This is a genomic window from Streptococcus sp. oral taxon 058 str. F0407 (genome assembly GCF_000235485.1).
In the GTDB taxonomy this organism is placed as follows: Bacteria; Bacillota; Bacilli; order Lactobacillales; family Streptococcaceae; genus Streptococcus.
The window spans coordinates 444,956-465,554 of record NZ_JH378888.1 but is presented as its reverse complement, the minus strand read 5'-3'; the positions used below and the strand labels follow the sequence as shown (position 1 = coordinate 465,554).

Annotated in this window: 21 protein-coding genes; all 21 read left to right on the top strand. The window is 42.2% G+C overall.

Annotated elements, in window-relative coordinates; genetic code table 11:
* Positions 1 to 47 precede the first annotated feature (47 nt).
* The 21 genes from HMPREF9184_RS06745 (at position 48) to HMPREF9184_RS06645 (ending at position 20,596) form a co-directional block, all read left to right on the top strand.
* The gene (locus HMPREF9184_RS06745) at positions 48 to 1,322 is read left to right on the top strand and encodes a DUF2130 domain-containing protein (RefSeq protein ID WP_001002593.1); all 1,275 of its coding nucleotides are present in this window, start codon (positions 48 to 50) and stop codon (positions 1,320 to 1,322) included.
* Positions 1,323 to 1,449: 127 nt separating this feature from the next.
* Complete coding sequence (locus HMPREF9184_RS06740) at positions 1,450 to 1,722, top strand: hypothetical protein (RefSeq protein WP_009444311.1); 273 nt, start codon at positions 1,450 to 1,452, stop codon at positions 1,720 to 1,722.
* 3 nt (positions 1,723 to 1,725) lie between these two features.
* Positions 1,726 to 2,523: a hypothetical protein gene (locus HMPREF9184_RS06735; protein ID WP_000780006.1), complete on the top strand. Its 798-nt coding sequence runs from the start codon at positions 1,726 to 1,728 to the stop codon at positions 2,521 to 2,523.
* A 74-nt stretch (positions 2,524 to 2,597) separates the two neighbouring features.
* On the top strand, positions 2,598 to 3,476 hold the full coding sequence (truB, locus tag HMPREF9184_RS06730; protein WP_001013231.1) for a tRNA pseudouridine(55) synthase TruB: 879 nt from the start codon (positions 2,598 to 2,600) through the stop codon (positions 3,474 to 3,476).
* Positions 3,477 to 3,586: 110 nt separating this feature from the next.
* Positions 3,587 to 4,225 (top strand): uridine kinase, encoded by a 639-nt coding sequence (gene udk / locus HMPREF9184_RS06725; RefSeq protein ID WP_001181382.1) that lies wholly within the window; start codon positions 3,587 to 3,589, stop codon positions 4,223 to 4,225.
* Positions 4,226 to 4,353: 128 nt separating this feature from the next.
* Positions 4,354 to 5,694 carry an exodeoxyribonuclease VII large subunit gene (xseA, locus tag HMPREF9184_RS06720; RefSeq protein ID WP_000417443.1) on the top strand — a complete coding sequence of 447 codons (1,341 nt, stop codon included), beginning with the start codon at positions 4,354 to 4,356 and terminating at the stop codon, positions 5,692 to 5,694.
* Positions 5,672 to 5,884 carry an exodeoxyribonuclease VII small subunit gene (locus tag HMPREF9184_RS06715; RefSeq protein WP_000043229.1) on the top strand — a complete coding sequence of 71 codons (213 nt, stop codon included), beginning with the start codon at positions 5,672 to 5,674 and terminating at the stop codon, positions 5,882 to 5,884. Before xseA ends, HMPREF9184_RS06715 begins: the two co-directional genes overlap by 23 nt.
* Positions 5,881 to 6,756, top strand: coding sequence for a polyprenyl synthetase family protein (locus HMPREF9184_RS06710; protein ID WP_000743834.1), 876 nt, complete (start codon positions 5,881 to 5,883; stop codon positions 6,754 to 6,756). The genes HMPREF9184_RS06715 and HMPREF9184_RS06710 overlap by 4 nt, the downstream gene beginning before the upstream one ends.
* Positions 6,749 to 7,564 (top strand): TlyA family RNA methyltransferase, encoded by an 816-nt coding sequence (locus tag HMPREF9184_RS06705; RefSeq protein WP_001041065.1) that lies wholly within the window; start codon positions 6,749 to 6,751, stop codon positions 7,562 to 7,564. Before HMPREF9184_RS06710 ends, HMPREF9184_RS06705 begins: the two co-directional genes overlap by 8 nt.
* Complete coding sequence (locus tag HMPREF9184_RS06700) at positions 7,557 to 7,988, top strand: arginine repressor (protein ID WP_001034389.1); 432 nt, start codon at positions 7,557 to 7,559, stop codon at positions 7,986 to 7,988. Before HMPREF9184_RS06705 ends, HMPREF9184_RS06700 begins: the two co-directional genes overlap by 8 nt.
* A 6-nt stretch (positions 7,989 to 7,994) precedes the next feature.
* Positions 7,995 to 9,662 (top strand): DNA repair protein RecN, encoded by a 1,668-nt coding sequence (gene recN / locus HMPREF9184_RS06695; protein ID WP_000923543.1) that lies wholly within the window; start codon positions 7,995 to 7,997, stop codon positions 9,660 to 9,662.
* Positions 9,663 to 10,391, top strand: a complete 729-nt coding sequence (locus HMPREF9184_RS06690; protein WP_000133313.1) for a metallophosphoesterase family protein — start codon at positions 9,663 to 9,665, stop codon at positions 10,389 to 10,391.
* 78 nt (positions 10,392 to 10,469) lie between these two features.
* On the top strand, positions 10,470 to 12,293 hold the full coding sequence (gene lepA / locus HMPREF9184_RS06685) for a translation elongation factor 4 (RefSeq protein WP_001047189.1): 1,824 nt from the start codon (positions 10,470 to 10,472) through the stop codon (positions 12,291 to 12,293).
* 165 nt (positions 12,294 to 12,458) lie between these two features.
* On the top strand, positions 12,459 to 13,307 hold the full coding sequence (dprA, locus tag HMPREF9184_RS06680; RefSeq protein WP_000687242.1) for a DNA-processing protein DprA: 849 nt from the start codon (positions 12,459 to 12,461) through the stop codon (positions 13,305 to 13,307).
* Positions 13,308 to 13,424: 117 nt separating this feature from the next.
* Entirely contained in the window at positions 13,425 to 15,512 is a 2,088-nt protein-coding gene (gene topA, locus HMPREF9184_RS06675; protein WP_000179668.1) for a type I DNA topoisomerase, read from the top strand.
* 106 nt (positions 15,513 to 15,618) lie between these two features.
* Entirely contained in the window at positions 15,619 to 15,978 is a 360-nt protein-coding gene (locus tag HMPREF9184_RS06670; protein WP_001220343.1) for a YbaN family protein, read from the top strand.
* 93 nt (positions 15,979 to 16,071) lie between these two features.
* Positions 16,072 to 16,704 (top strand): copper homeostasis protein CutC, encoded by a 633-nt coding sequence (locus HMPREF9184_RS06665; RefSeq protein WP_000638774.1) that lies wholly within the window; start codon positions 16,072 to 16,074, stop codon positions 16,702 to 16,704.
* Positions 16,705 to 16,747: 43 nt separating this feature from the next.
* Complete coding sequence (locus tag HMPREF9184_RS06660; protein ID WP_000461597.1) at positions 16,748 to 17,404, top strand: MmcQ/YjbR family DNA-binding protein; 657 nt, start codon at positions 16,748 to 16,750, stop codon at positions 17,402 to 17,404.
* 314 nt (positions 17,405 to 17,718) lie between these two features.
* Positions 17,719 to 19,281, top strand: coding sequence for a 2-isopropylmalate synthase (locus tag HMPREF9184_RS06655; RefSeq protein ID WP_001233215.1), 1,563 nt, complete (start codon positions 17,719 to 17,721; stop codon positions 19,279 to 19,281).
* A gap of 11 nt (positions 19,282 to 19,292) precedes the next feature.
* Positions 19,293 to 20,330, top strand: a complete 1,038-nt coding sequence (gene leuB, locus HMPREF9184_RS06650) for a 3-isopropylmalate dehydrogenase (protein ID WP_000162523.1) — start codon at positions 19,293 to 19,295, stop codon at positions 20,328 to 20,330.
* Complete coding sequence (locus HMPREF9184_RS06645) at positions 20,327 to 20,596, top strand: DUF1294 domain-containing protein (protein WP_000762423.1); 270 nt, start codon at positions 20,327 to 20,329, stop codon at positions 20,594 to 20,596. Before leuB ends, HMPREF9184_RS06645 begins: the two co-directional genes overlap by 4 nt.
* The last annotated feature ends 3 nt before the right edge of the window (positions 20,597 to 20,599 follow it).

Sequence of the window (20,599 nt, the reverse complement as noted above, 5' to 3'; positions counted from 1 at the left end):
CCTAAGGCATGATATAATGGTTACAGAAGTCTAGAAAGAGGAAAGATATGAACGAAATCAAGTGCCCCAACTGTGGGGAAGTCTTTACAGTAAATGAAAGCCAGTATGCCGAACTCATATCCCAAGTAAGAACGGCAGAGTTTGATAAGGAACTGCACGGTCGCATGAAGCAGGAGATTGCCTTGGCTGAGCAGAAGGCTATGAATGAGCAACAGTCTAAACTGGCTCAAAAAGACCAAGAAATCGCGCAATTACAGAGTCAAATCCAAAACTTTGATACAGAAAAAGAGCTGGCTAAAAAAGAGGTTGAACAGACAAGTCATGAGGCTTTATTGGCTAAGGATAAGGAAGTGCAGACCTTGGAAAACCAATTGGCTACCTTGCGTTTAGAGCATGAAAATCAACTGCAAAAGACCCTTTCTGACCTTGAAAAAGAACGGGACCAGGTTAAAAATCAGCTCCTTTTGCAAGAAAAGGAAAATGAGTTGTCTTTGGCTTCTGTTAAGCAGAATTACGAAGCCCAGCTCAAGGCGGCCAGTGAGCAGGTTGAATTTTACAAGAATTTCAAGGCTCAACAATCTACAAAAGCCATCGGAGAAAGTCTGGAACAGTATGCAGAGAGTGAGTTTAACAAGGTACGCAGTTTTGCCTTTCCAAATGCCTACTTTGAGAAGGATAACAAGGTTTCTGCGCGCGGTTCTAAAGGCGACTTTATCTTCCGTGAATGTGATGAAAATGGGTTAGAATTCATTTCTATCATGTTTGAAATGAAAAATGAAGCAGACGGAACAGAGAAGAAGCATAAGAATGCAGATTTTTACAAGGAATTGGACAAGGACCGCCGGGAGAAAAACTGTGAATATGCCGTTTTGGTGACCATGCTTGAGGCCGATAATGACTACTTTAACACTGGGATTGTTGACGTCAGTCACGAGTATGAAAAGATGTATGTGGTTCGACCCCAGTTCTTTATCCAGTTAATTGGTCTCTTGCGAAATGCTGCGCTTAATTCCCTCAAATACAAGCAAGAGTTAGCCTTGGTTCGGGAGCAGAATATCGATATTACGCATTTTGAAGAAGACTTGGATGCCTTCAAAGTAGCTTTTGCCAAAAACTACAACTCTGCTTCAACCAACTTTGGTAAAGCAATCGATGAAATCGATAAGGCCATCAAACGGATGGAAGAGGTCAAAAAGTTCCTAACCACATCTGAAAACCAACTCCGCCTCGCTAACAACAAATTGGAAGATGTTTCGGTTAAAAAACTAACTCGAAAAAATCCAACTATGAAGGCTAAGTTTGAAGCGCTGAAGGGGGAGTAGCCTTAAATATGAAATAACTTTAAAATAGTCGTATGTCTACATTAAATATTTACAACTTTATGTACAGGAAACGAAGAGCTATTTAGAAAGATAAAACTGATATAAGTTCTTACCGTACGTCACCTATGTGAAGGAACATAACCAGGTCAAACAAGACTACGCAACAGTTAAAACGACCACTGAAACAGGAGTGAGGAAGGTGGATCATCTCCAAAGGACATTTGACTATGTCGCAGAACACCCCGGAGAGTCTATTTTCGCAATAGGAGCTGTTATTGTTGCTGTAGCAGTTGCTCCTTCAGCTATCACTGCTGCAGGAGCTGTGCTAACTGCAAAATTACTAGGAGGATTAACTAGCATCCTTATTGGAATATCTATTTTTAATAATAAAGGGGAGTAACATATGAAATTAGTAAAAAAAATAGTAAGTAGGGCGACAGAGAATATTCTTCTACAAATTGAGACTATTAGTCAAATTAGCTCAATTATTGGACTTGTTTTGGATGTGTTGGCTGTATTTTTAATTTTCCAAAGTGATACCAAAAAGTGGGGAGTAATATTATTAGTAGTAGTACTAATTGCTAGTCTTGTTTTATACCTACGTTTTGTCCTAAACAAAGTTATTTATCTAGTGTTAAACGATGCTATTAATCTTAAGCTCTATGTGGACATGTTCAGAGTTCAATCAGAAAAATCTATTAAGCCCTTTAGGGCGACATATCGTGAGTATTATCAATTTATCCAAGGTCAAGTGGCTTATCTAAAAGGAGACTTTCAATCTGCCAAGGAAAATATGTCCAAATATAATTTGAAAAAAATTTGGGGCAGATTAAGAGACTATACATTTTTAATATCAAGCTTTGAACTATTAAAAGTTTCTATTCATCTTCAAGATGAATTAGCTATCACTTTCTTTGAGGAACAATTGTCCAAGGCACCAGATTCGAAAGATTGTAAGGCTAAACTCGTTGCTCAATCCCAAGCCATAAAAGATATTGTGTTCAATAAAGAAGCGAATGACTACTTCGACACCACTGAACCAGAAAGTAATCTAGCTCGAATCATGTTTTCTTATTACGGCGCTCTCAATGCCCAGCTAAAAGGAGATGAAGAACGTGCCCGTAGTTTGTTTGAAAGCATTGTCGATGAAAATCCAGAACTCTTTTATGTTCAGGAAGCTAGGAAGTATTTAGAAAAATGAGCTGATATAGTTTTAAAATCTGTCTAAGATAGAATATGTTGATGTAAAGTGAAAAGGGAATTAGAAAGTAACACATGAACGGTATTATCAACTTAAAAAAAGAAGCGGGAATGACCTCGCATGATGCGGTTTTTAAACTGCGTAAGATTTTGGGAATCAAGAAGATTGGTCATGGTGGAACCTTGGATCCGGATGTAGTGGGCGTTTTGCCCATTGCGGTTGGCAAGGCGACACGCATGGTCGAATTTATGCAGGATGAGGGCAAGGTCTACGAGGGAGAAATCACTCTTGGCTATTCAACGACGACCGAGGATGCTAGTGGTGAAGTAGTCGCAGAGACACCTGTATTATCGCCCTTGGATGAAAAGCTCGTCGATGAAGCAATTGCTAGTCTGACTGGGCCTATTACTCAGATTCCGCCTATGTATTCGGCTGTCAAGGTCAATGGTCGCAAGCTCTATGAGTATGCACGTGCTGGTCAGGAAGTGGAGCGTCCAGAGCGTCAGGTAACTGTTTATAGCTTTGAACGGACAAGTCCAATTTCTTATGATGGGCATCTTGCACGCTTTACTTTTCGTGTAAAATGTAGTAAGGGAACCTATATCCGTACCTTGTCTGTTGACTTGGGAGAGAAGCTGGGTTATGCGGCTCATATGTCCCATTTGACACGTACTAGTGCAGCCGGTTTACAGCTAGAAGATGCTCTTACCTTGGAAGAAATTGCTGAAAAAGTGGAGGCTGGGCAATTGGACTTTCTTTATCCGTTAGAGATTGGAACAGGGGATCTTGTAAAAGTTTTCCTAACTCCAGAACAGGCTACAGAAGTACGCTTTGGTCGTTTTATCGAACTAGAGCAGTCTGAAGGTCAACTTGCAGGATTTGAAGGAGAAAAACTTTTAGCTATTTTAGAAAAAAGAGATAATCTTTACAAGCCAAGAAAGGTTTTTAGCTAATCTAACTGAGTGTGGGGATGGAATTGTTACCCCTAAACTATCCAAACCAGACTATAAATTTTACAAAAAATGTGATAGAATAGACGACGGATAAAAAAACGGAGGATAGCATGCAAAATAGACCAATTATTATTGGAGTGACAGGTGGTTCTGGTGGTGGAAAAACCAGTGTTTCAAGAGCCATTTTATCGAATTTTCCTGATGAGAAGATTGCTATGATTGAGCATGATTCATACTACAAGGACCAGTCTCATTTGACCTTTCAAGAGCGTGTCAAAACCAACTACGACCATCCTTTTGCCTTTGATACAGATCTGATGATTGAGCAGATTAAGGAATTGTTGGCAGGACGTCCGGTGGACATTCCAACTTATGACTATACAGAGCATACGCGGAGTAGCAAGACCTATCGTCAGGAGCCTCAGGATGTCTTTATCGTTGAGGGTATTCTGGTCTTGGAGGACAAGCGTCTGCGCGATTTGATGGATATCAAGATTTTTGTGGATACAGATGATGATGTGCGCATTATTCGTCGTATCAAGCGTGATATGGAGGAGCGTGGCCGTAGTCTAGACAGCGTTATTGAGCAGTATTTGGGCGTGGTCAAACCCATGTACCACCAGTTTATCGAGCCGACCAAGCGGTATGCGGATATCGTCATTCCTGAAGGGGTCAGTAATACAGTGGCAATCGACCTTTTGACGACCAAGATTGCAAAGATTTTGGAAGAAGCTCGAAACAGCAAATAATCAGACGAGGAGGCTTGGCCTCCTTTTTCTATTTTTCCTTTCGTTTCGGTATGCAAAAGGAGATTTTTAATCATATTTTTGGTATAATAATACCCATGGAAAAGCAAGAAAATGAATAGTAGGTGGAGATGGAAAAGTATTTATCGGTAACAACTTTGACCAAGTATCTGAAAATGAAATTCGATAAAGACCCTTATTTGGAACGGGTCTATTTAACTGGCCAGGTTTCCAACTTTCGTAAACGACCTACTCACCAATATTTCTCCCTAAAAGATGACCATGCAGTCATTCAAGCGACCATCTGGTCAGGGATCTATCAGAAATTAGGCTTCGACCTGGAAGAAGGGATGAAAATCAATGTGATTGGTCGTATACAGGTCTATGAACCAAGTGGGAGCTACTCCATCATCATTGAAAAGGCAGAGCCTGATGGAGTTGGGGCGCTTGCGATTCAGTTTGAACAACTCAAGAAAAAATTGACAGAAGAAGGCCTGTTTCAAGAACGCTTCAAGCAACCTCTGCCCCAATTTTCTAAGAGAATTGGTGTAGTAACCAGTCGCAGTGGAGCCGTTATTCGAGATATTATCACGACCGTCAGCAGGCGATTTCCAGGTGTCGATATTCTTCTCTATCCGACCAAGGTTCAAGGAGATGGAGCTGCGGAGGAAATAGCACGGAATATCGCTCGTGCCAATCAGCGTGAGGATCTAGATGTCCTCATCATTGGTCGTGGAGGGGGTTCTATCGAGGATCTCTGGGCCTTTAACGAAGAGATTGTGGTACGGGCTATTTTTGAATCCCGTTTGCCAATCATTTCTAGTGTGGGTCATGAGACAGATGTGACCTTGGCAGACTTTGTGGCGGATCGCAGAGCGGCGACACCAACAGCTGCGGCAGAACTGGCAACGCCTGTAACCAAGTTGGATCTCTTGACCCATTTGCAAAATCAAGAAAAACGAATGGCAACAGCAGTCCGAAATGTCCTATCTAAGAAACAAGAAGCTTTGAAAAAATGCAGTCAGTCTGTTATCTTTAGACAACCGGAGCGCTTGTATGACGGCTATTTGCAACGGTTGGATCAACTGCAACTGCGATTAAAACAAAGTTTGCGAACACGGATTTCTGATAGCAAACAAGTTGTCCAAGCAAAGACACATGGTTTGGTACAATTATCACCCGTTACCAAAATCCAACGCTATCAAGACCGTCTAGGCCAGTTGGACAAGCTCCTACGTAGTCAAATGGCGTTGGTTTATGATGCTAAGGTTGCTGAGGTCAAGCGACTTTCGGAAGCCTTGCTGATGTTGGATACCAGTCGAATCGTGGCGCGTGGCTATGCTATTGTCAAAAAAGAAGAGTCCGTTGTTGATTCGGTTGAGAGTTTGAAGAAAAAAGACCAGGTGACGCTTTTGATGCGAGACGGTCAAGTAGAATTAGAGGTTAAAGATGTCAAAACAAAAGAAATTTGAGGAAAATCTAGCAGAACTGGAAACCATTGTCCAAAGTTTGGAAAACGGTGAGATTGCTCTGGAAGATGCGATTACTGCTTTCCAAAAGGGAATGCTCTTGTCAAAAGAGCTCCAAGCGACGCTGGATAAGGCTGAAAAAACCTTGGTCAAGGTCATGCAAGAAGACGGAACAGAAAGTGATTTTGAATGAAGAAGCAAGAAAAATTAGCTCTTGTTGAGTCGGCTTTGGAAGACTTTTATGGAGACCAGCAGTTTGCCTATAGTTTACGAGAGTCTATTCTCTATTCCATTCATGCTGGTGGCAAGCGTATTCGACCTTTTCTCTTGTTAGAAGTTCTGGAAGCCTTGCACGTCGCAATCCAACCAGCTCACGCGCAGGTGGCCGCTGCCTTGGAAATGATTCATACGGGTAGCTTGATTCATGATGATCTTCCTGCTATGGATGACGATGATTACCGTCGGGGACGCCTGACAAATCATAAGAAATTCGGCGAAGCAATGGCAATTTTGGCAGGAGATGCTTTGTTCCTAGATCCCTATGCCTTGATAGCGCAGGCAGATTTGCCAAGTCAGATCAAGGTGGACTTGATTGCCAACCTATCCCTTGCGTCAGGTAGTTTGGGCATGGTGGCCGGGCAGGTTCTGGACATGGAGGGTGAACATCAGCACTTGTCTTTGGGAGAACTCCAGACTATTCATGCCAATAAAACAGGTAAATTACTAGCCTATCCATTCCAGGCGGCTGCTATCATAGCAGAATTAGCACCAGAGTTACAAGCAAAACTGAAAACTGTGGGTGAATTGATCGGACTTGCCTTTCAAGTCAGGGATGATGTGTTAGATGTGACGGCTAGTTTTGAGGAAATTGGCAAAACACCGCAAAAGGATTTGCAGGCAGAAAAGTCAACCTATCCAGCCTTGTTGGGTTTGGAGGAGGCCATTGCCTTTTGTAATCAAACTCTGGATCAAGCCACAGCTAAATTAGAAGAAATTGCCCAGCAAGTCAGCTTTGAAACAGAGCCGATTGTGAAAGTAGTAGAAAGTTTGAGAATCAATGGCTAAGGAAAGAGTAGATGTACTAGCTTATAAACAGGGCTTGTTTGAAACGCGAGAACAGGCCAAGCGCGGTGTCATGGCAGGCCTAGTCGTAGCAGTCCTGAATGGGGAGCGTTTTGATAAACCAGGAGAGAAAATCCCAGATGACACTGAGCTAAAACTCAAAGGTGAAAAACTCAAGTATGTCAGCCGTGGTGGTTTGAAACTGGAAAAGGCCTTGCAGGTTTTTGATTTGTCAGTGGATGGGGCGACCACGATTGATATTGGGGCCTCTACTGGTGGCTTTACCGATGTTATGCTGCAGAATGGTGCTGAGCTTGTCTATGCAGTGGATGTTGGCACCAATCAGTTAGCCTGGAAATTACGCCAAGACCCACGGGTTGTCAGCATGGAGCAGTTTAATTTTCGTTATGCTGAAAAGACTGATTTCGAAATGGAGCCGAGATTTGCCAGTATTGACGTGAGTTTCATTTCCCTCAGTCTGATTTTGCCTGCCTTGCACCGCGTCTTAGCTGATCAAGGTCAGGTGATAGCACTTGTTAAACCTCAGTTTGAGGCAGGCCGTGAGCAAATCGGAAAAAATGGAATCATTCGCGATGCCAAGGTTCATCAAACTGTCCTTGAATCTGTCACTGCTATGGCGGTTGAACAAGGTTTTTCAGTGCTTGGATTAGACTATTCACCAATCCAAGGAGGGCATGGAAACATCGAATTTCTGGCATATTTGAAAAAGGAAGAGGGAGCAAGTAACCAAGTTGCCCCTGAAATAGAAAAAGTTGTAGAGAGAGCACATAGAGAATTTAAAGATGAATAAAAAAGAAAGACTTGAAAAAATTAGAAGATTTGTAACAGATTACCAAATCGGAACACAGGAAGAAATCGTTGAGCATTTAAAAGAAGCAGGTATCTCTGCCACTCAAGCGACGGTGTCACGAGATATTAAGGAACTGGGCATCGTAAAAATTCCCTTGAAGAACAATAAATACATCTATGAATTGCCAAAAACAATTGTAAGAAGTTTGCAGTTGGCTGAGAACAACATAGTAGGTTCTGAGCGCATGGGCAATATGATCAATCTGGATGTCATTCCTGGGAATACTGCCTTTGTCAAGAGTCAGCTGATGAATACTTTCTCAGAGAGAATTTTCAACTGTCTGGCAGACGACAACTCAATTTTGATTATCTTGAGAAATGAAGAAGATGCCAAGGAAATGTTTGAACAAGTAAAAAATTGGTAGGTTTATATGTTACTTGAAATTTCAATAAAAAACTTTGCCATTATAGAGGCGATTTCGCTAAATTTTGAAAAAGGCATGACAGGCTTAACTGGAGAAACAGGTGCTGGTAAATCAATTATCATCGATGCCATGAACATGATGTTAGGAGCTAGAGCGACTACAGATATCATTCGGCATGGTGCTCCCAAGGCTGAGATTGAGGGACTTTTCTCGGTTGAAAACAGCCGTTCTCTCCAAGAACTCTTTGAGGAGCAAGGCTTGGAACTGGGGGATGAGATTATCATCCGCCGAGAAATTCTCCAAAACGGACGAAGTGTCAGTCGTGTAAATGGCCAGATGGTCAATCTTTCTGTCTTGCGTGCAATCGGCCAGCATCTTGTCGATATTCATGGTCAACATGACCAAGAAGAGTTAATGCGTCCACAACTTCATATCCAAATGTTGGATGAATTTGGTGATGCAGCATTTTTGGAGTTGAAACAAGCCTATCAGACAAGCTTTGACACCTACCGCAAAATGCGGAAACAAGTTCTTGAAGTCAAGAAAAATCAGCAAGAACACAAGTCTCGCATTGAGATGTTAGAATTTCAAATGGCAGAGATTGAGGCGGTAAACTTGCAAGCTGGGGAAGATGTCACTCTCAACCAAGAACGAGATAAACTCCTCAATCACAAGAATATAGCGGATACCTTGACAAATGCCTACACTATGTTGGACAATGAGGAATTCTCCAGCCTAGCAAATGTCCGTTCCGCCATGAATGACATGGAAAGTGTTGAAGAATACGACCCTGAATACCGTGAAATTTCAAGTTCTCTATCAGAGACCTACTATGTTTTAGAAGATATTACCAAGCGTTTGGAAGATATCATTGAAGATTTAGATTTTGATGGCAATCGCCTCATGCAGGTTGAAAATCGCTTAGACTTGCTCAACACGATCACACGTAAGTATGGTGGGACTGTGGATGAGGTCTTGCTTTACTTTGCTAAGATTACGGATGAGTACAATCTCCTGACTGGAAATAACCTTTCTTCCGAAGACATGGAAGCAGAACTTAAGAAATTGGAAGTAACTCTTGTCGACTTGGCAGGTCAGCTTGCATCTGCTCGCCATGACTTGGCCCAGCAGCTCGAAGCAGAGATTAAGCAAGAACTGCAAGACCTATATATGGAAAAGGCACAGTTTCAGGTTCGCTTTAGTAAGGGCAAATTCAGTCGTGAAGGAAATGAAATGGTCGAGTTTTACATTTCAACCAACCCTGGTGAAGACTTTAAACCCTTGGTCAAGGTAGCGTCTGGTGGGGAATTATCTCGTCTCATGCTAGCCATAAGTTCTGCTTTTTCTCGTAAGGAATGTAAGACCAGTATTGTCTTTGATGAGGTGGATACAGGAGTCTCAGGTCGTGTTGCCCAAGCCATCGCTCAAAAGATTCATAAGATTGGCCAGCATGGTCAGGTTTTAGCTATTTCTCACTTACCACAAGTGATTGCGATTGCAGACTACCAGTTCTTTATTGAAAAGATTAGTGACGAACATTCAACTGTTTCGACGGTTCGTCTCTTGACTTTAGAAGAGCGAGTAGAGGAAGTTGCTAAGATGTTAGCAGGAGAGAATGTAATAGAAGCAGCCCTTACCCAAGCCAGAGAATTATTGCAAAAGAAGGAGAAATAAATGACAGATTATTATGTAATTGGAGATGTCCATGGAAAAGCAGGTATGCTGGAAGACCTTCTCAAAACATGGGATGGTCACACCCAGTTGCTTTTTCTAGGGGATTTGATTGACCGAGGTGAAGATAGTCGCCATGTTCTAGAAATGGTCAAGGACTTGGTGGACAATCATGGAGCTATCTGTCTATCAGGAAACCATGAGTACATGTTTCTGACTTGGTTGGAAAATCCTGAGGAAAGCTATGACCACTATCGTCGCAATGGTGGAGATACAACCATTAACTCTATTTTAGGTCGTCCCTTGGATGCACCAGTTGATAGCGTAGAAGATGCCAAACGGGTTGCGACAGAAGCGGCAGACTTGGTCGAATTTATTCGTCAAATGCCATTTGTGGTAGAGACAGACAAGTATATCTTTGTTCATGCGGGTATTGACTTGACCTTGGATGATTGGCATGAAACAACTGATTACAAGAAAGTCTGGCTCAGAAAACCATTCCACGAAGCTGAAAATCATACTGGAAAAACCATTGTCTTTGGGCATACACCAGTTTATGGTTTGCTGAAGCAAGACCGAGGTACTGCTGAGCTTTGGGTAACAGATGATGGCAAGATTGGCATGGATGGAGGAGCTGTTTATGGTGGTGTCTTGCATGGGATTGTCTTTACTGACCAAGGAATGACAGAACACCACTTTATCGAAAATGATGGCTTCATTGCCGAAGATTAGTACTCCTAGCAGGGTATGGTCTTGTCAAAATGTTAAAAACAATTTATAATAAATAGATACCCTGAAAGGAAGAGAATCATGAATTTAGAAGAATTGAAAAAACGACAGGAGAAGATCCGCAACTTCTCTATTATCGCCCACATTGACCACGGGAAGTCAACGCTGGCGGACCGCATTTTGGAGGCGACTGAGACGGTTTCTAGTCGTGAAATGCAGGCTCAGCTTCTGGATAGTATGGACCTAGAACGGGAACGTGGGATTACCATCAAACTTAATGCCATCGAGCTCAATTACACTGCTAAAGATGGGGAGACCTATATCTTCCACTTGATTGACACGCCTGGACACGTGGACTTTACCTATGAAGTGTCGCGTTCTCTAGCTGCCTGTGAAGGGGCGATTTTGGTGGTCGATGCCGCCCAAGGGATTGAGGCTCAAACACTTGCCAACGTTTATCTTGCCTTGGACAATGATTTGGAAATCCTTCCAGTTATTAACAAGATTGACCTACCAGCAGCCGATCCTGAGCGCGTTCGTACGGAGATTGAGGATGTCATTGGACTGGATGCCAGTGAAGCAGTTTTGGCTTCTGCCAAGGCTGGTATTGGTATCGAAGAAATCCTCGAGCAAATCGTGGAAAAAGTCCCAGCCCCAACTGGTGATGTGACGGCGCCCCTCAAGGCCTTGATTTTCGACTCTGTCTATGATGCTTACCGTGGGGTTATTCTCCAAGTTCGTGTCATGGATGGGGTAGTCAAACCTGGCGATAAGATTCAGCTCATGAGCAATGGCAAGACCTTTGATGTGACTGAGGTCGGAATTTTCACACCGAAAGCAGTAGGGCGTGATTTCCTTGCGACTGGTGATGTTGGTTATATTGCGGCTTCTATCAAGACGGTTCAAGACACGCGTGTCGGAGATACAGTGACCCTAGCAAGCAATCCTGCAGCAGAACCACTTGATGGCTACAAGCAAATGAACCCTATGGTCTTTGCGGGTCTTTATCCAATCGAATCAAACAAGTACAATGACCTTCGTGAAGCCCTTGAAAAATTGCAACTCAACGATGCCAGCTTGCAGTTTGAACCAGAAACATCTCAGGCGCTTGGATTTGGTTTCCGTTGTGGTTTCCTCGGTCTTCTTCATATGGATGTTATCCAAGAGCGTTTAGAGCGCGAGTTTAACATCGATCTCATCATGACAGCTCCGTCTGTTATCTACAAGGTTAACCAGACTGACGGTGAATCTATGGATGTATCAAATCCATCAGAATTCCCAGACCCAACTAAGATTGCGACCATCGAGGAGCCGTATGTCAAGGCGCAAATCATGGTACCGCAGGAGTTTGTCGGAGCAGTGATGGAACTAGCTCAGCGCAAGCGTGGGGACTTTGTAACCATGGACTATATTGATGATAATCGTGTCAATGTCATCTATCAAATTCCACTTGCTGAAATTGTATTTGACTTCTTTGATAAGCTTAAGTCTTCGACTCGTGGTTATGCAAGTTTTGACTATGAATTGTCAGAGTACCGTCCATCTAGGCTGGTCAAAATGGACATTCTTCTCAATGGAGACAAGGTTGATGCCCTTAGCTTTATAGTTCACAAGGACTTTGCCTATGAACGTGGAAAACTCATCGTTGATAAGCTCAAGAAGATCATCCCTCGTCAACAGTTTGAGGTGCCAATTCAGGCAGCCATTGGACACAAGATTGTGGCTCGTACTGATATCAAGGCCCTTCGTAAAAACGTACTTGCCAAGTGTTATGGTGGTGACGTTTCTCGTAAACGCAAACTCCTTGAAAAACAAAAAGCTGGTAAGAAACGCATGAAGGCTATCGGATCAGTGGAAGTTCCACAAGAAGCCTTCCTCAGCGTCTTGAGCATGGATGAAGAATAGAAATAAAAAACAAAACTCTTGAAGATTTCTCAAGAGTTTTTATGTTTTTGATGAACCAAGTTATCACATACAAAAGCGGAATAAATGAAAAAAAGAAGATCAACTGATCTTCTTTTTATTTTTTTACGAATAGATAAGAGAGTAGTAAAAGAAATGGAGTTTCTTATGAAAATTGATAACTATGAAATCTATAAATTTCGCAAAGCTGGGCTAACCAATCAACAGATCTTAACTGTTCTTGAATATGACGAGACCGTAGATCAGGAGCTCTTGCTAGGTGATATTGCTGAAATCTCTGGTTGCCGCAATCCTGCTGTCTTTATGGAACGCTATTTCCAGATAGATGATGCACAGTTGGAGAAGGAGTTTCAAAAATTTCCATCTTTCTCCATTTTAGACGACTGTTATCCTTGGGATTTGAGTGAGATTTATGACCCTCCAGCTCTTTTGTTTTATAAAGGAAATCTAGACTTATTGAAATTTCCAAAGGTTGCTGTTGTGGGGAGTCGTTCTTGTTCGAGCCAAGGAGCTAAGTCGGTTCAGAAAGTTATTCAAGGTTTGGAAAACGAGTTAATCGTGGTCAGTGGTTTAGCCAAAGGAATTGATACCGCTGCCCATATGGCTGCACTCCAAAATGGTGGAAAAACGATTGCTGTGATTGGAACAGGATTGGATGTATTTTATCCTAAAGCCAATAAACGTTTGCAAGACTATATCGGCAACGACCATCTGGTTCTCAGTGAATATGGACCTGGCGAGCAACCTCTGAAATTTCATTTTCCAGCTCGAAATCGTATCATAGCAGGACTTTGTCGTGGGGTTATTGTAGCAGAGGCAAGGATGCGTTCGGGCAGTCTCATCACCTGTGAGCGTGCAATGGAAGAAGGACGCGATGTTTTTGCCATTCCAGGGAACATTCTTGATGGCCATTCAGATGGCTGTCACCACTTGATCCAAGAGGGAGCAAAACTGGTCACAAGTGGGCAAGATGTACTAGCAGAGTTTGAATTTTAAGGAGAAATTTGTTCCCTCAGATAAACTTTTCTTCTATATATAGGACTTAGGTCTTGACAGCTATAGAAAAATGGTTTACACTTTATAAAGTTTATTACTTTGAAAAGGTGTGATAGTGTGGCTACGGCAACAAAGAAGAAAAAATCAACAGTTAAGAAAAATCTAGTCATCGTGGAGTCGCCTGCCAAGGCGAAAACGATTGAAAAATATCTAGGCAGAAACTACAAGGTTTTAGCTAGTGTCGGGCATATCCGGGATTTGAAAAAATCCAGTATGTCTGTTGACATTGAAAACAACTATGAACCGCAGTATATCAATATCCGAGGCAAAGGTCCTCTCATCAATGATCTGAAAAAAGAAGCCAAAAAAGCTAATAAAGTCTTTCTGGCAAGTGACCCGGACCGTGAGGGAGAAGCGATTTCCTGGCATTTGGCTCATATTCTTAACTTGGATGAGAATGATGCCAACCGTGTGGTCTTTAATGAAATCACCAAGGATGCGGTTAAAAATGCCTTTAAAGAGCCTCGCAAGATTGACATGGACTTGGTCGACGCCCAACAAGCTCGTCGTGTCTTAGACCGCTTGGTAGGGTATTCGATTTCGCCAATTTTGTGGAAAAAGGTCAAGAAGGGCTTATCAGCAGGACGCGTGCAGTCTGTTGCCCTTAAGCTAATCATTGACCGTGAAAATGAAATCAATGCCTTCCAACCAGAAGAATACTGGACAATTGATGGTGTCTTTAAAAAGGGAACCAAGCAATTTCAGGCTTCTTTCTATGGTATGAATGGCAAAAAGATGAAATTGACCACCAATGAAGAGGTCAAAGAAGTCTTGTCCCATCTAACGAGTAAAGATTTCACAGTGGATCAGGTAGATAAGAAGGAGCGCAAACGCAATGCGCCACTACCTTATACGACCTCAACCATGCAAATGGATGCTGCTAACAAAATCAATTTCCGTACTCGTAAGACTATGATGGTGGCCCAACAACTCTATGAAGGGATTAATATCGGATCAGGTGTGCAAGGTTTGATTACCTATATGCGTACAGACTCCACCCGTATCAGTCCTGTGGCTCAAAATGAAGCGGCAAGCTACATTAACGACCGTTTTGGTAGCAAGTATTCCAAGCATGGTAGCAAGGTCAAAAATGCCTCAGGTGCTCAAGATGCCCACGAAGCCATTCGCCCATCTAGTGTCTTTAATACACCAGAAAGCATCGCTAAGTACTTGGACAAAGACCAGCTTAAGCTCTATACCCTTATCTGGAACCGTTTTGTAGCGAGCCAGATGACGGGAGCTATCTTTGATACCATGGCTGTCAAGCTCTCTCAAAATGGAGTCCAATTTGCAGCAAATGGAAGCCAAGTTAAGTTTGATGGTTATCTTGCTATCTACAATGACTCTGACAAGAACAAGATGTTGCCAGATATGGCTGTTGGAGATGTAGTCAAGCAGGTCAATAGCAAGCCAGAACAACATTTCACCCAACCACCAGCTCGCTATTCAGAAGCGACGCTTATCAAGACTTTGGAAGAAAATGGGGTTGGACGTCCCTCAACTTACGCACCGACTATAGAAACCATCCAGAAACGATACTACGTTCGTCTGGCAGCCAAACGCTTTGAACCAACAGAATTGGGAGAAATTGTCAACAAGCTCATCGTTGAATACTTCCCAGACATCGTCAATGTGACTTTCACAGCTGAAATGGAAGGAAAACTGGATGATGTCGAAGTTGGAAAAGAACAGTGGCAACGTGTTATTGATGAATTTTATAAACCATTCTCCAAAGAAGTAGCCAAGGCTGAAGCTGAAATGGAAAAAATTCAGATTAAGGATGAGCCAGCTGGATTTGACTGTGAGGTCTGTGGTAGTCCAATGGTCATTAAGCTAGGACGTTTTGGTAAATTCTATGCTTGTAGCAATTTCCCAGACTGTCGTCATACGCAAGCGATTGTTAAGGAGATTGGTGTTGAGTGCCCAAGCTGCCATCAAGGACAAATCATTGAGCGCAAAACCAAACGCAATCGTATCTTCTATGGTTGTAATCGCTATCCAGAATGTGAATTTACTTCGTGGGACAAACCAATTGGCCGTGACTGTCCAAAATGCGGACACTTCCTTGTGGAGAAAAAAGTCCGTGGTGGTGGCAAGCAGGTTGTATGTAGTAATGGTGACTACGAAGAAGAGAAAATTAAATAACACGAAGAGTCCTGAAAATAAATTTCAGGCTCTTTTTTTGTTGATGCTTGACAAATTTCCCCCTTGTATGCGAAACTAGTAGAAGATTATTTTATTAGGAGAAGACATGCGCATTATTTATTTCTGTATTGGTTTTATTTCTTTGGCTCTAGCTCTTGTAGGTGTTGTCCTGCCGCTCTTGCCAACAACGCCCTTTCTTTTATTATCAATCGCTTGCTTTTCAAAATCTTCTAAGCGTTTTGAAGACTTGCTTTATCACACAAAGCTCTATCAGACCTATGTAGCTGATTTTCGGGAAACTAAGTCAATTGCTCGAGAACGCAAGAAAAAAATCATCGTATCCATCTATATCTTGATGGGAATTTCCATTTATCTTGCCCCTCTTTTACCTGTAAAAATCGGTCTGGGAGCCCTAACCATCTTTATCACCTACTATCTCTTTAAAGTCATTCCTGACAAAGAATAGATAAAAATAGTAGTTATTTGCCTTGATAAAAATGAAAGGATATTTAAAACAATATGATATAATAAATTTAAAGAAAACATCAAGGAGAATCAAATGATTTACGAATTTTGTGCTGAAAATGTGACCTTGCTTGAAAAAGCGATGCAGGCTGGAGCTCGTCGAATCGAACTTTGTGACAATCTAGCAGTAGGAGGAACAACACCTAGCTATGGAGTGACCAAGGCAGCGGTTGAACTGGCAGCTAACTACGATACGACCATTATGGCCATGATTCGTCCACGTGGTGGCGACTTTGTCTATACTGATCTTGAAATAGCGATCATGCTAGAAGACATTCGTTTGACTGCTCAGGCTGGAAGTCAAGGAGTCGTTTTTGGAGCATTAACTGCTGATAAGAAGTTGGATAAGGCTAATCTTGAGAAGCTGATTGCCGCATCTAAAGGAATGGAAATTGTCTTTCACATGGCCTTTGATGAATTAAGCGATGAAGACCAGTTGGATGCCATTGACTGGCTCAGCCAAGCTGGTGTCACTCGTATATTGACTCGTGCTGGTGTGTCTGGTGACTCGCTAGAAGAACGTTTTGCTCACTATCACAGAATTTTGGAACATGCAGCTGGTAAAATTGAAATCTTACCAGGTGGAGGGATTGACCTTGACAACCGTCAAACCTTTATTGACCAACTGGGCGTGACACAACTTCACGGTACTAAGGTTGTATTTTAAAAAATAGAAAGGAACTGCTAGCTTTGGGTAGCAGTTTTCACTTATGTTTGAAATTTTTAAATCCTATCAGTTTAATCAAGAAAAAGCCAGTGCCCACGGTTTTATAGAAAATGAGGGAGTCTGGACCTACAGTTTCCAGATTTTGGATGGAGACTTTGTCATGAAAGTATCCATCACTACGGATAATGTGAGCTTTCAAGTTTTTGATCAGGAGACTGGTGACCTTTATCCTCAAGTCCATATGGAAAGCATGAGAGGGATTTTTGTAGGAAGTGTCCGTCAAGCTTGTCTGGAGATTCTCTATCAGATTCGGAAGGCCTGTTTTGACGTGCAGGATTTTATCTGCCCTCAGACTAAGCGCATCATGGATCAAGTTCAAGAAAAGTATGGTAATCAGTTGGAGTATCTGTGGGAAAAATCACCTGATACAGCTGTATTGCGCCATGAGGACAATAAAAAGTGGTATGCCGTTTTGATGAGAATCCCATGGGATAAGCTGGAAAAGGGTAGAGAAGGGCTAGTCGAAGCTGTCAATATTAAACACGACCAAGTAGCTGATTTTCTTTCACAAAAGGGCATTTATCCAGCTTTTCATATGAACAAACGCTACTGGCTTAGTCTAGCACTTGATGAAAGTTTACTAGACGAAGAAGTGTTAGAACTCATCGAAAGAAGTTGGAACTTGACTGTGAAAAAATAAAGAAGTTCGCTTGAATTTTCAAATACTTTCAATTAGCAAAATATTCTTTACTGAAGAAATTTTCAGAAAATATTGGATTTTTTCTTGACAAGAGATTTTTCCTATGCTAAAATACTAAACAAGATATCAAACGAAGGAGAAAGTCAAACATGAAAACAGCTAAGTTTAATCAATTTGCTTTGTTGTTGAGGTACTCGGGCTAGTGCAGAAGCATTAGTCCTGTTTGGCTTACCAAGCGGGAGTAAATCAACATCTCGCTTGGGTTTCTGAGCGAGATGTTTTTTTAAAACCACATTTGGAAAAGGGGAAATCTTATGCGTAAAGTTGAATTTTTTGATACAAGCCTTCGTGATGGGGAACAAACACCTGGTGTTAACTTCTCAATAAAGGAAAAAGTTTCTATTGCAAGACAGCTGGAGAAATGGGGAATTTCTGTAATTGAAGCTGGTTTTCCGGCTGCTAGTCCAGATTCATTTATAGCTGTTCAAGAAATTGCTAGAGCCATGAAAAAAACAGCAGTGACAGGATTAGCTCGTTCTGTAAAATCTGATATTGATGCTTGTTATGAGGCTCTTAAGGATGCCAAGTATCCTCAAATTCATGTCTTTATCGCTACCAGTCCGATTCACCGCAAGTATAAACTCAATAAGAGCAAGGAAGAGATTTTAGAAGCTATTAAGGAGCATGTTTCTTATGCACGTTCTAAGTTTGAGGTTGTCGAGTTCTCTCCTGAAGATGCGACTAGAACAGAGTTGGATTTCCTCTTACAAGTCGTTCAAACAGCGGTCGATGCAGGTGCATCTTATATCAATATCCCTGACACAGTTGGCTTTACGACTCCAGAAGAGTTTGCGCGCATCTTTGATCACTTGACTGAAAATATTAAATCAGATCATAAAGTTGTCTTTGGTGTTCACTGTCACGATGATCTCGGTATGGCAACTGCAAATACTTTGACAGCAATTAAACACGGTGCTGGACGTGTCCAGGGAACTATTAATGGTATCGGTGAACGCGCAGGTAATGTTGCTCTTGAAGAAGTAGCTGTTGCTTTGAAGATTCGTGAGGATTTCTTCCAAGCAACTAGTGATATTATTTTGGATGAAACAATGAATACGTCAGAAATGGTTTCTCGCTTCTCTGGTATTCCAGTTCCTAAAAACAAGGCTGTCGTTGGTGGCAATGCCTTCTCTCACGAGTCTGGTATTCACCAAGATGGAGTTCTTAAAAATCCTCTTACCTATGAAATCATCACACCTGAATTGGTTGGTGTTAAGAGTAATAGTCTTCCGCTTGGTAAATTGTCAGGTCGCCATGCCTTTGTTGAAAAACTAAGAGAACTGGCCCTAGATTTTACAGAAGAGGATATCAAACCACTCTTTGCTAAGTTCAAGGCACTAGCTGATAAGAAACAAGAAATCACAGATGCAGATATTCGTGCTCTGGTAGCTGGAACCATGGTTGAAAACCCAGAAGGATTCCACTTTGATGATTTACAACTGCAAACTCATGCAGATAATGACATCGAAGCACTCGTCAGTCTAGCCAATATGGATGGTGAGAAGGTTGAGTTTAATGCGACAGGACAAGGTTCTGTTGAGGCTATCTTTAACGCCATTGACAAGTTCTTCAATCAATCTGTTCGCTTGGTATCCTACACTATCGATGCGGTGACAGATGGGATCGATGCCCAGGCTCGGGTTTTGGTGACTGTTGAAAACAGAGATACAGAGACCATCTTTAACGCAGCAGGGATTGATTTCGATGTACTGAAGGCTTCAGCTATTGCCTACATCAATGCCAATACCTTTGTTCAAAAAGAGAATGCTGGTGAGATGGGGTACAGCGTTTCCTACCGAGACATGCCTAGTGTGTAAAGGAGAAGGCTATGACAAAGAAAATAGTAGCTCTAGCAGGGGATGGAATCGGTCCAGAAATTATGGAAGCTGGTTTGGAGGTTCTGGAGGCTCTAGCTGAAAAAACAGGATTTGTCTATGAAGTAGACAGACGCCCCTTTGGAGGTGCAGGTATTGATGCAGTAGGACATCCCTTACCTGATGAAACACTCAAAGCAAGTAGGGAAGCAGATGCAATTCTCCTAGCGGCTATCGGTAGTCCCCAGTATGATGAGACAGTGGTTCGGCCTGAACAAGGCTTGCTGGCTCTTCGTAAGGAACTCAATCTCTATGCCAATATTCGCCCCGTCAAGATTTTTGAGAGTCTCAAGCATTTGTCACCACTCAAACCAGAACGAATTGCTGGGGTAGACTTTGTCGTGGTGCGTGAGTTGACAGGCGGGATTTACTTTGGGGATCATATTCTTGAAGAGCGAAAAGCGCGTGATATCAACGACTACAGCTATGAGGAAGTGGAGAGAATTCTTCGCAAGGCCTTTGAAATCGCAAGAAATCGGAGAAAAATCGTTACCAGCATCGATAAGCAAAATGTTCTAGCGACATCAAAACTCTGGCGCAGAGTTGCTGAGGAGGTCGCACAGGATTTCCCAGATGTAACCTTGGAACACCAGTTGGTGGACTCAGCTGCTATGCTCATGATTACCAATCCTGCCAAGTTTGATGTTATCGTGACGGAGAATCTTTTCGGAGATATTCTCTCGGATGAATCAAGCGTTCTATCTGGCACACTTGGGGTCATGCCATCAGCCAGTCATTCTGAAAATGGACCAAGTCTATATGAGCCCATTCACGGTTCAGCGCCTGATATTGCAGGTCAAGGAATTGCTAATCCTATTTCCATGATTTTATCAGTGGCCATGATGCTGAGAGATAGTTTTGGACGTTTTGAGGATGCGGAGCGTATCGAACATGCAGTGGAAGCCAGTTTGGCAGCGGGCATTTTAACAAGAGATATAGGAGGTCAGGCTTCGACCAAGGAAATGACGGAAGCTATTATTGCAAGGTTATGAAGTTAGATGAAAAAATTACTCTAGTCCTTTTGATTTGGAATGTCATAATTTTCATCATTTATGGAATTGACAAATCAAAGGCAAGGAGAGGTGCCTGGCGCATCCCAGAGAAAATTCTCTTGACTATGGCTCTTGTCTGTGGTGGATTTGGTGCTTGGTTAGCAGGAATCACCTTTCACCACAAGACTCGAAAATGGTATTTTAAAACGATTTGGTTTCTTGGGATGGTGACCACATTAGTAGCCATATATTTCATTTGGAGGTAATGA

Excerpts from the sequence above, each read along its gene's own strand:
- HMPREF9184_RS06745 (WP_001002593.1), top strand. The coding sequence starts at position 48 with ATGAACGAAATCAAGTGCCCCAACTGTGGGGAAGTCTTTACAGTAAAT.
- HMPREF9184_RS06735 (WP_000780006.1), top strand. The coding sequence starts at position 1,726 with ATGAAATTAGTAAAAAAAATAGTAAGTAGGGCGACAGAGAATATTCTT.
- truB (WP_001013231.1), top strand. The coding sequence starts at position 2,598 with ATGAACGGTATTATCAACTTAAAAAAAGAAGCGGGAATGACCTCGCAT.
- udk (WP_001181382.1), top strand. The coding sequence starts at position 3,587 with ATGCAAAATAGACCAATTATTATTGGAGTGACAGGTGGTTCTGGTGGT.
- xseA (WP_000417443.1), top strand. The coding sequence starts at position 4,354 with ATGGAAAAGTATTTATCGGTAACAACTTTGACCAAGTATCTGAAAATG.
- HMPREF9184_RS06715 (WP_000043229.1), top strand. The coding sequence starts at position 5,672 with ATGTCAAAACAAAAGAAATTTGAGGAAAATCTAGCAGAACTGGAAACC.
- HMPREF9184_RS06710 (WP_000743834.1), top strand. The coding sequence starts at position 5,881 with ATGAAGAAGCAAGAAAAATTAGCTCTTGTTGAGTCGGCTTTGGAAGAC.
- HMPREF9184_RS06705 (WP_001041065.1), top strand. The coding sequence starts at position 6,749 with ATGGCTAAGGAAAGAGTAGATGTACTAGCTTATAAACAGGGCTTGTTT.
- HMPREF9184_RS06700 (WP_001034389.1), top strand. The coding sequence starts at position 7,557 with ATGAATAAAAAAGAAAGACTTGAAAAAATTAGAAGATTTGTAACAGAT.
- recN (WP_000923543.1), top strand. The coding sequence starts at position 7,995 with ATGTTACTTGAAATTTCAATAAAAAACTTTGCCATTATAGAGGCGATT.
- HMPREF9184_RS06690 (WP_000133313.1), top strand. The coding sequence starts at position 9,663 with ATGACAGATTATTATGTAATTGGAGATGTCCATGGAAAAGCAGGTATG.
- lepA (WP_001047189.1), top strand. The coding sequence starts at position 10,470 with ATGAATTTAGAAGAATTGAAAAAACGACAGGAGAAGATCCGCAACTTC.
- dprA (WP_000687242.1), top strand. The coding sequence starts at position 12,459 with ATGAAAATTGATAACTATGAAATCTATAAATTTCGCAAAGCTGGGCTA.
- HMPREF9184_RS06670 (WP_001220343.1), top strand. The coding sequence starts at position 15,619 with ATGCGCATTATTTATTTCTGTATTGGTTTTATTTCTTTGGCTCTAGCT.
- HMPREF9184_RS06665 (WP_000638774.1), top strand. The coding sequence starts at position 16,072 with ATGATTTACGAATTTTGTGCTGAAAATGTGACCTTGCTTGAAAAAGCG.
- HMPREF9184_RS06660 (WP_000461597.1), top strand. The coding sequence starts at position 16,748 with ATGTTTGAAATTTTTAAATCCTATCAGTTTAATCAAGAAAAAGCCAGT.
- HMPREF9184_RS06655 (WP_001233215.1), top strand. The coding sequence starts at position 17,719 with ATGCGTAAAGTTGAATTTTTTGATACAAGCCTTCGTGATGGGGAACAA.
- leuB (WP_000162523.1), top strand. The coding sequence starts at position 19,293 with ATGACAAAGAAAATAGTAGCTCTAGCAGGGGATGGAATCGGTCCAGAA.
- HMPREF9184_RS06645 (WP_000762423.1), top strand. The coding sequence starts at position 20,327 with ATGAAGTTAGATGAAAAAATTACTCTAGTCCTTTTGATTTGGAATGTC.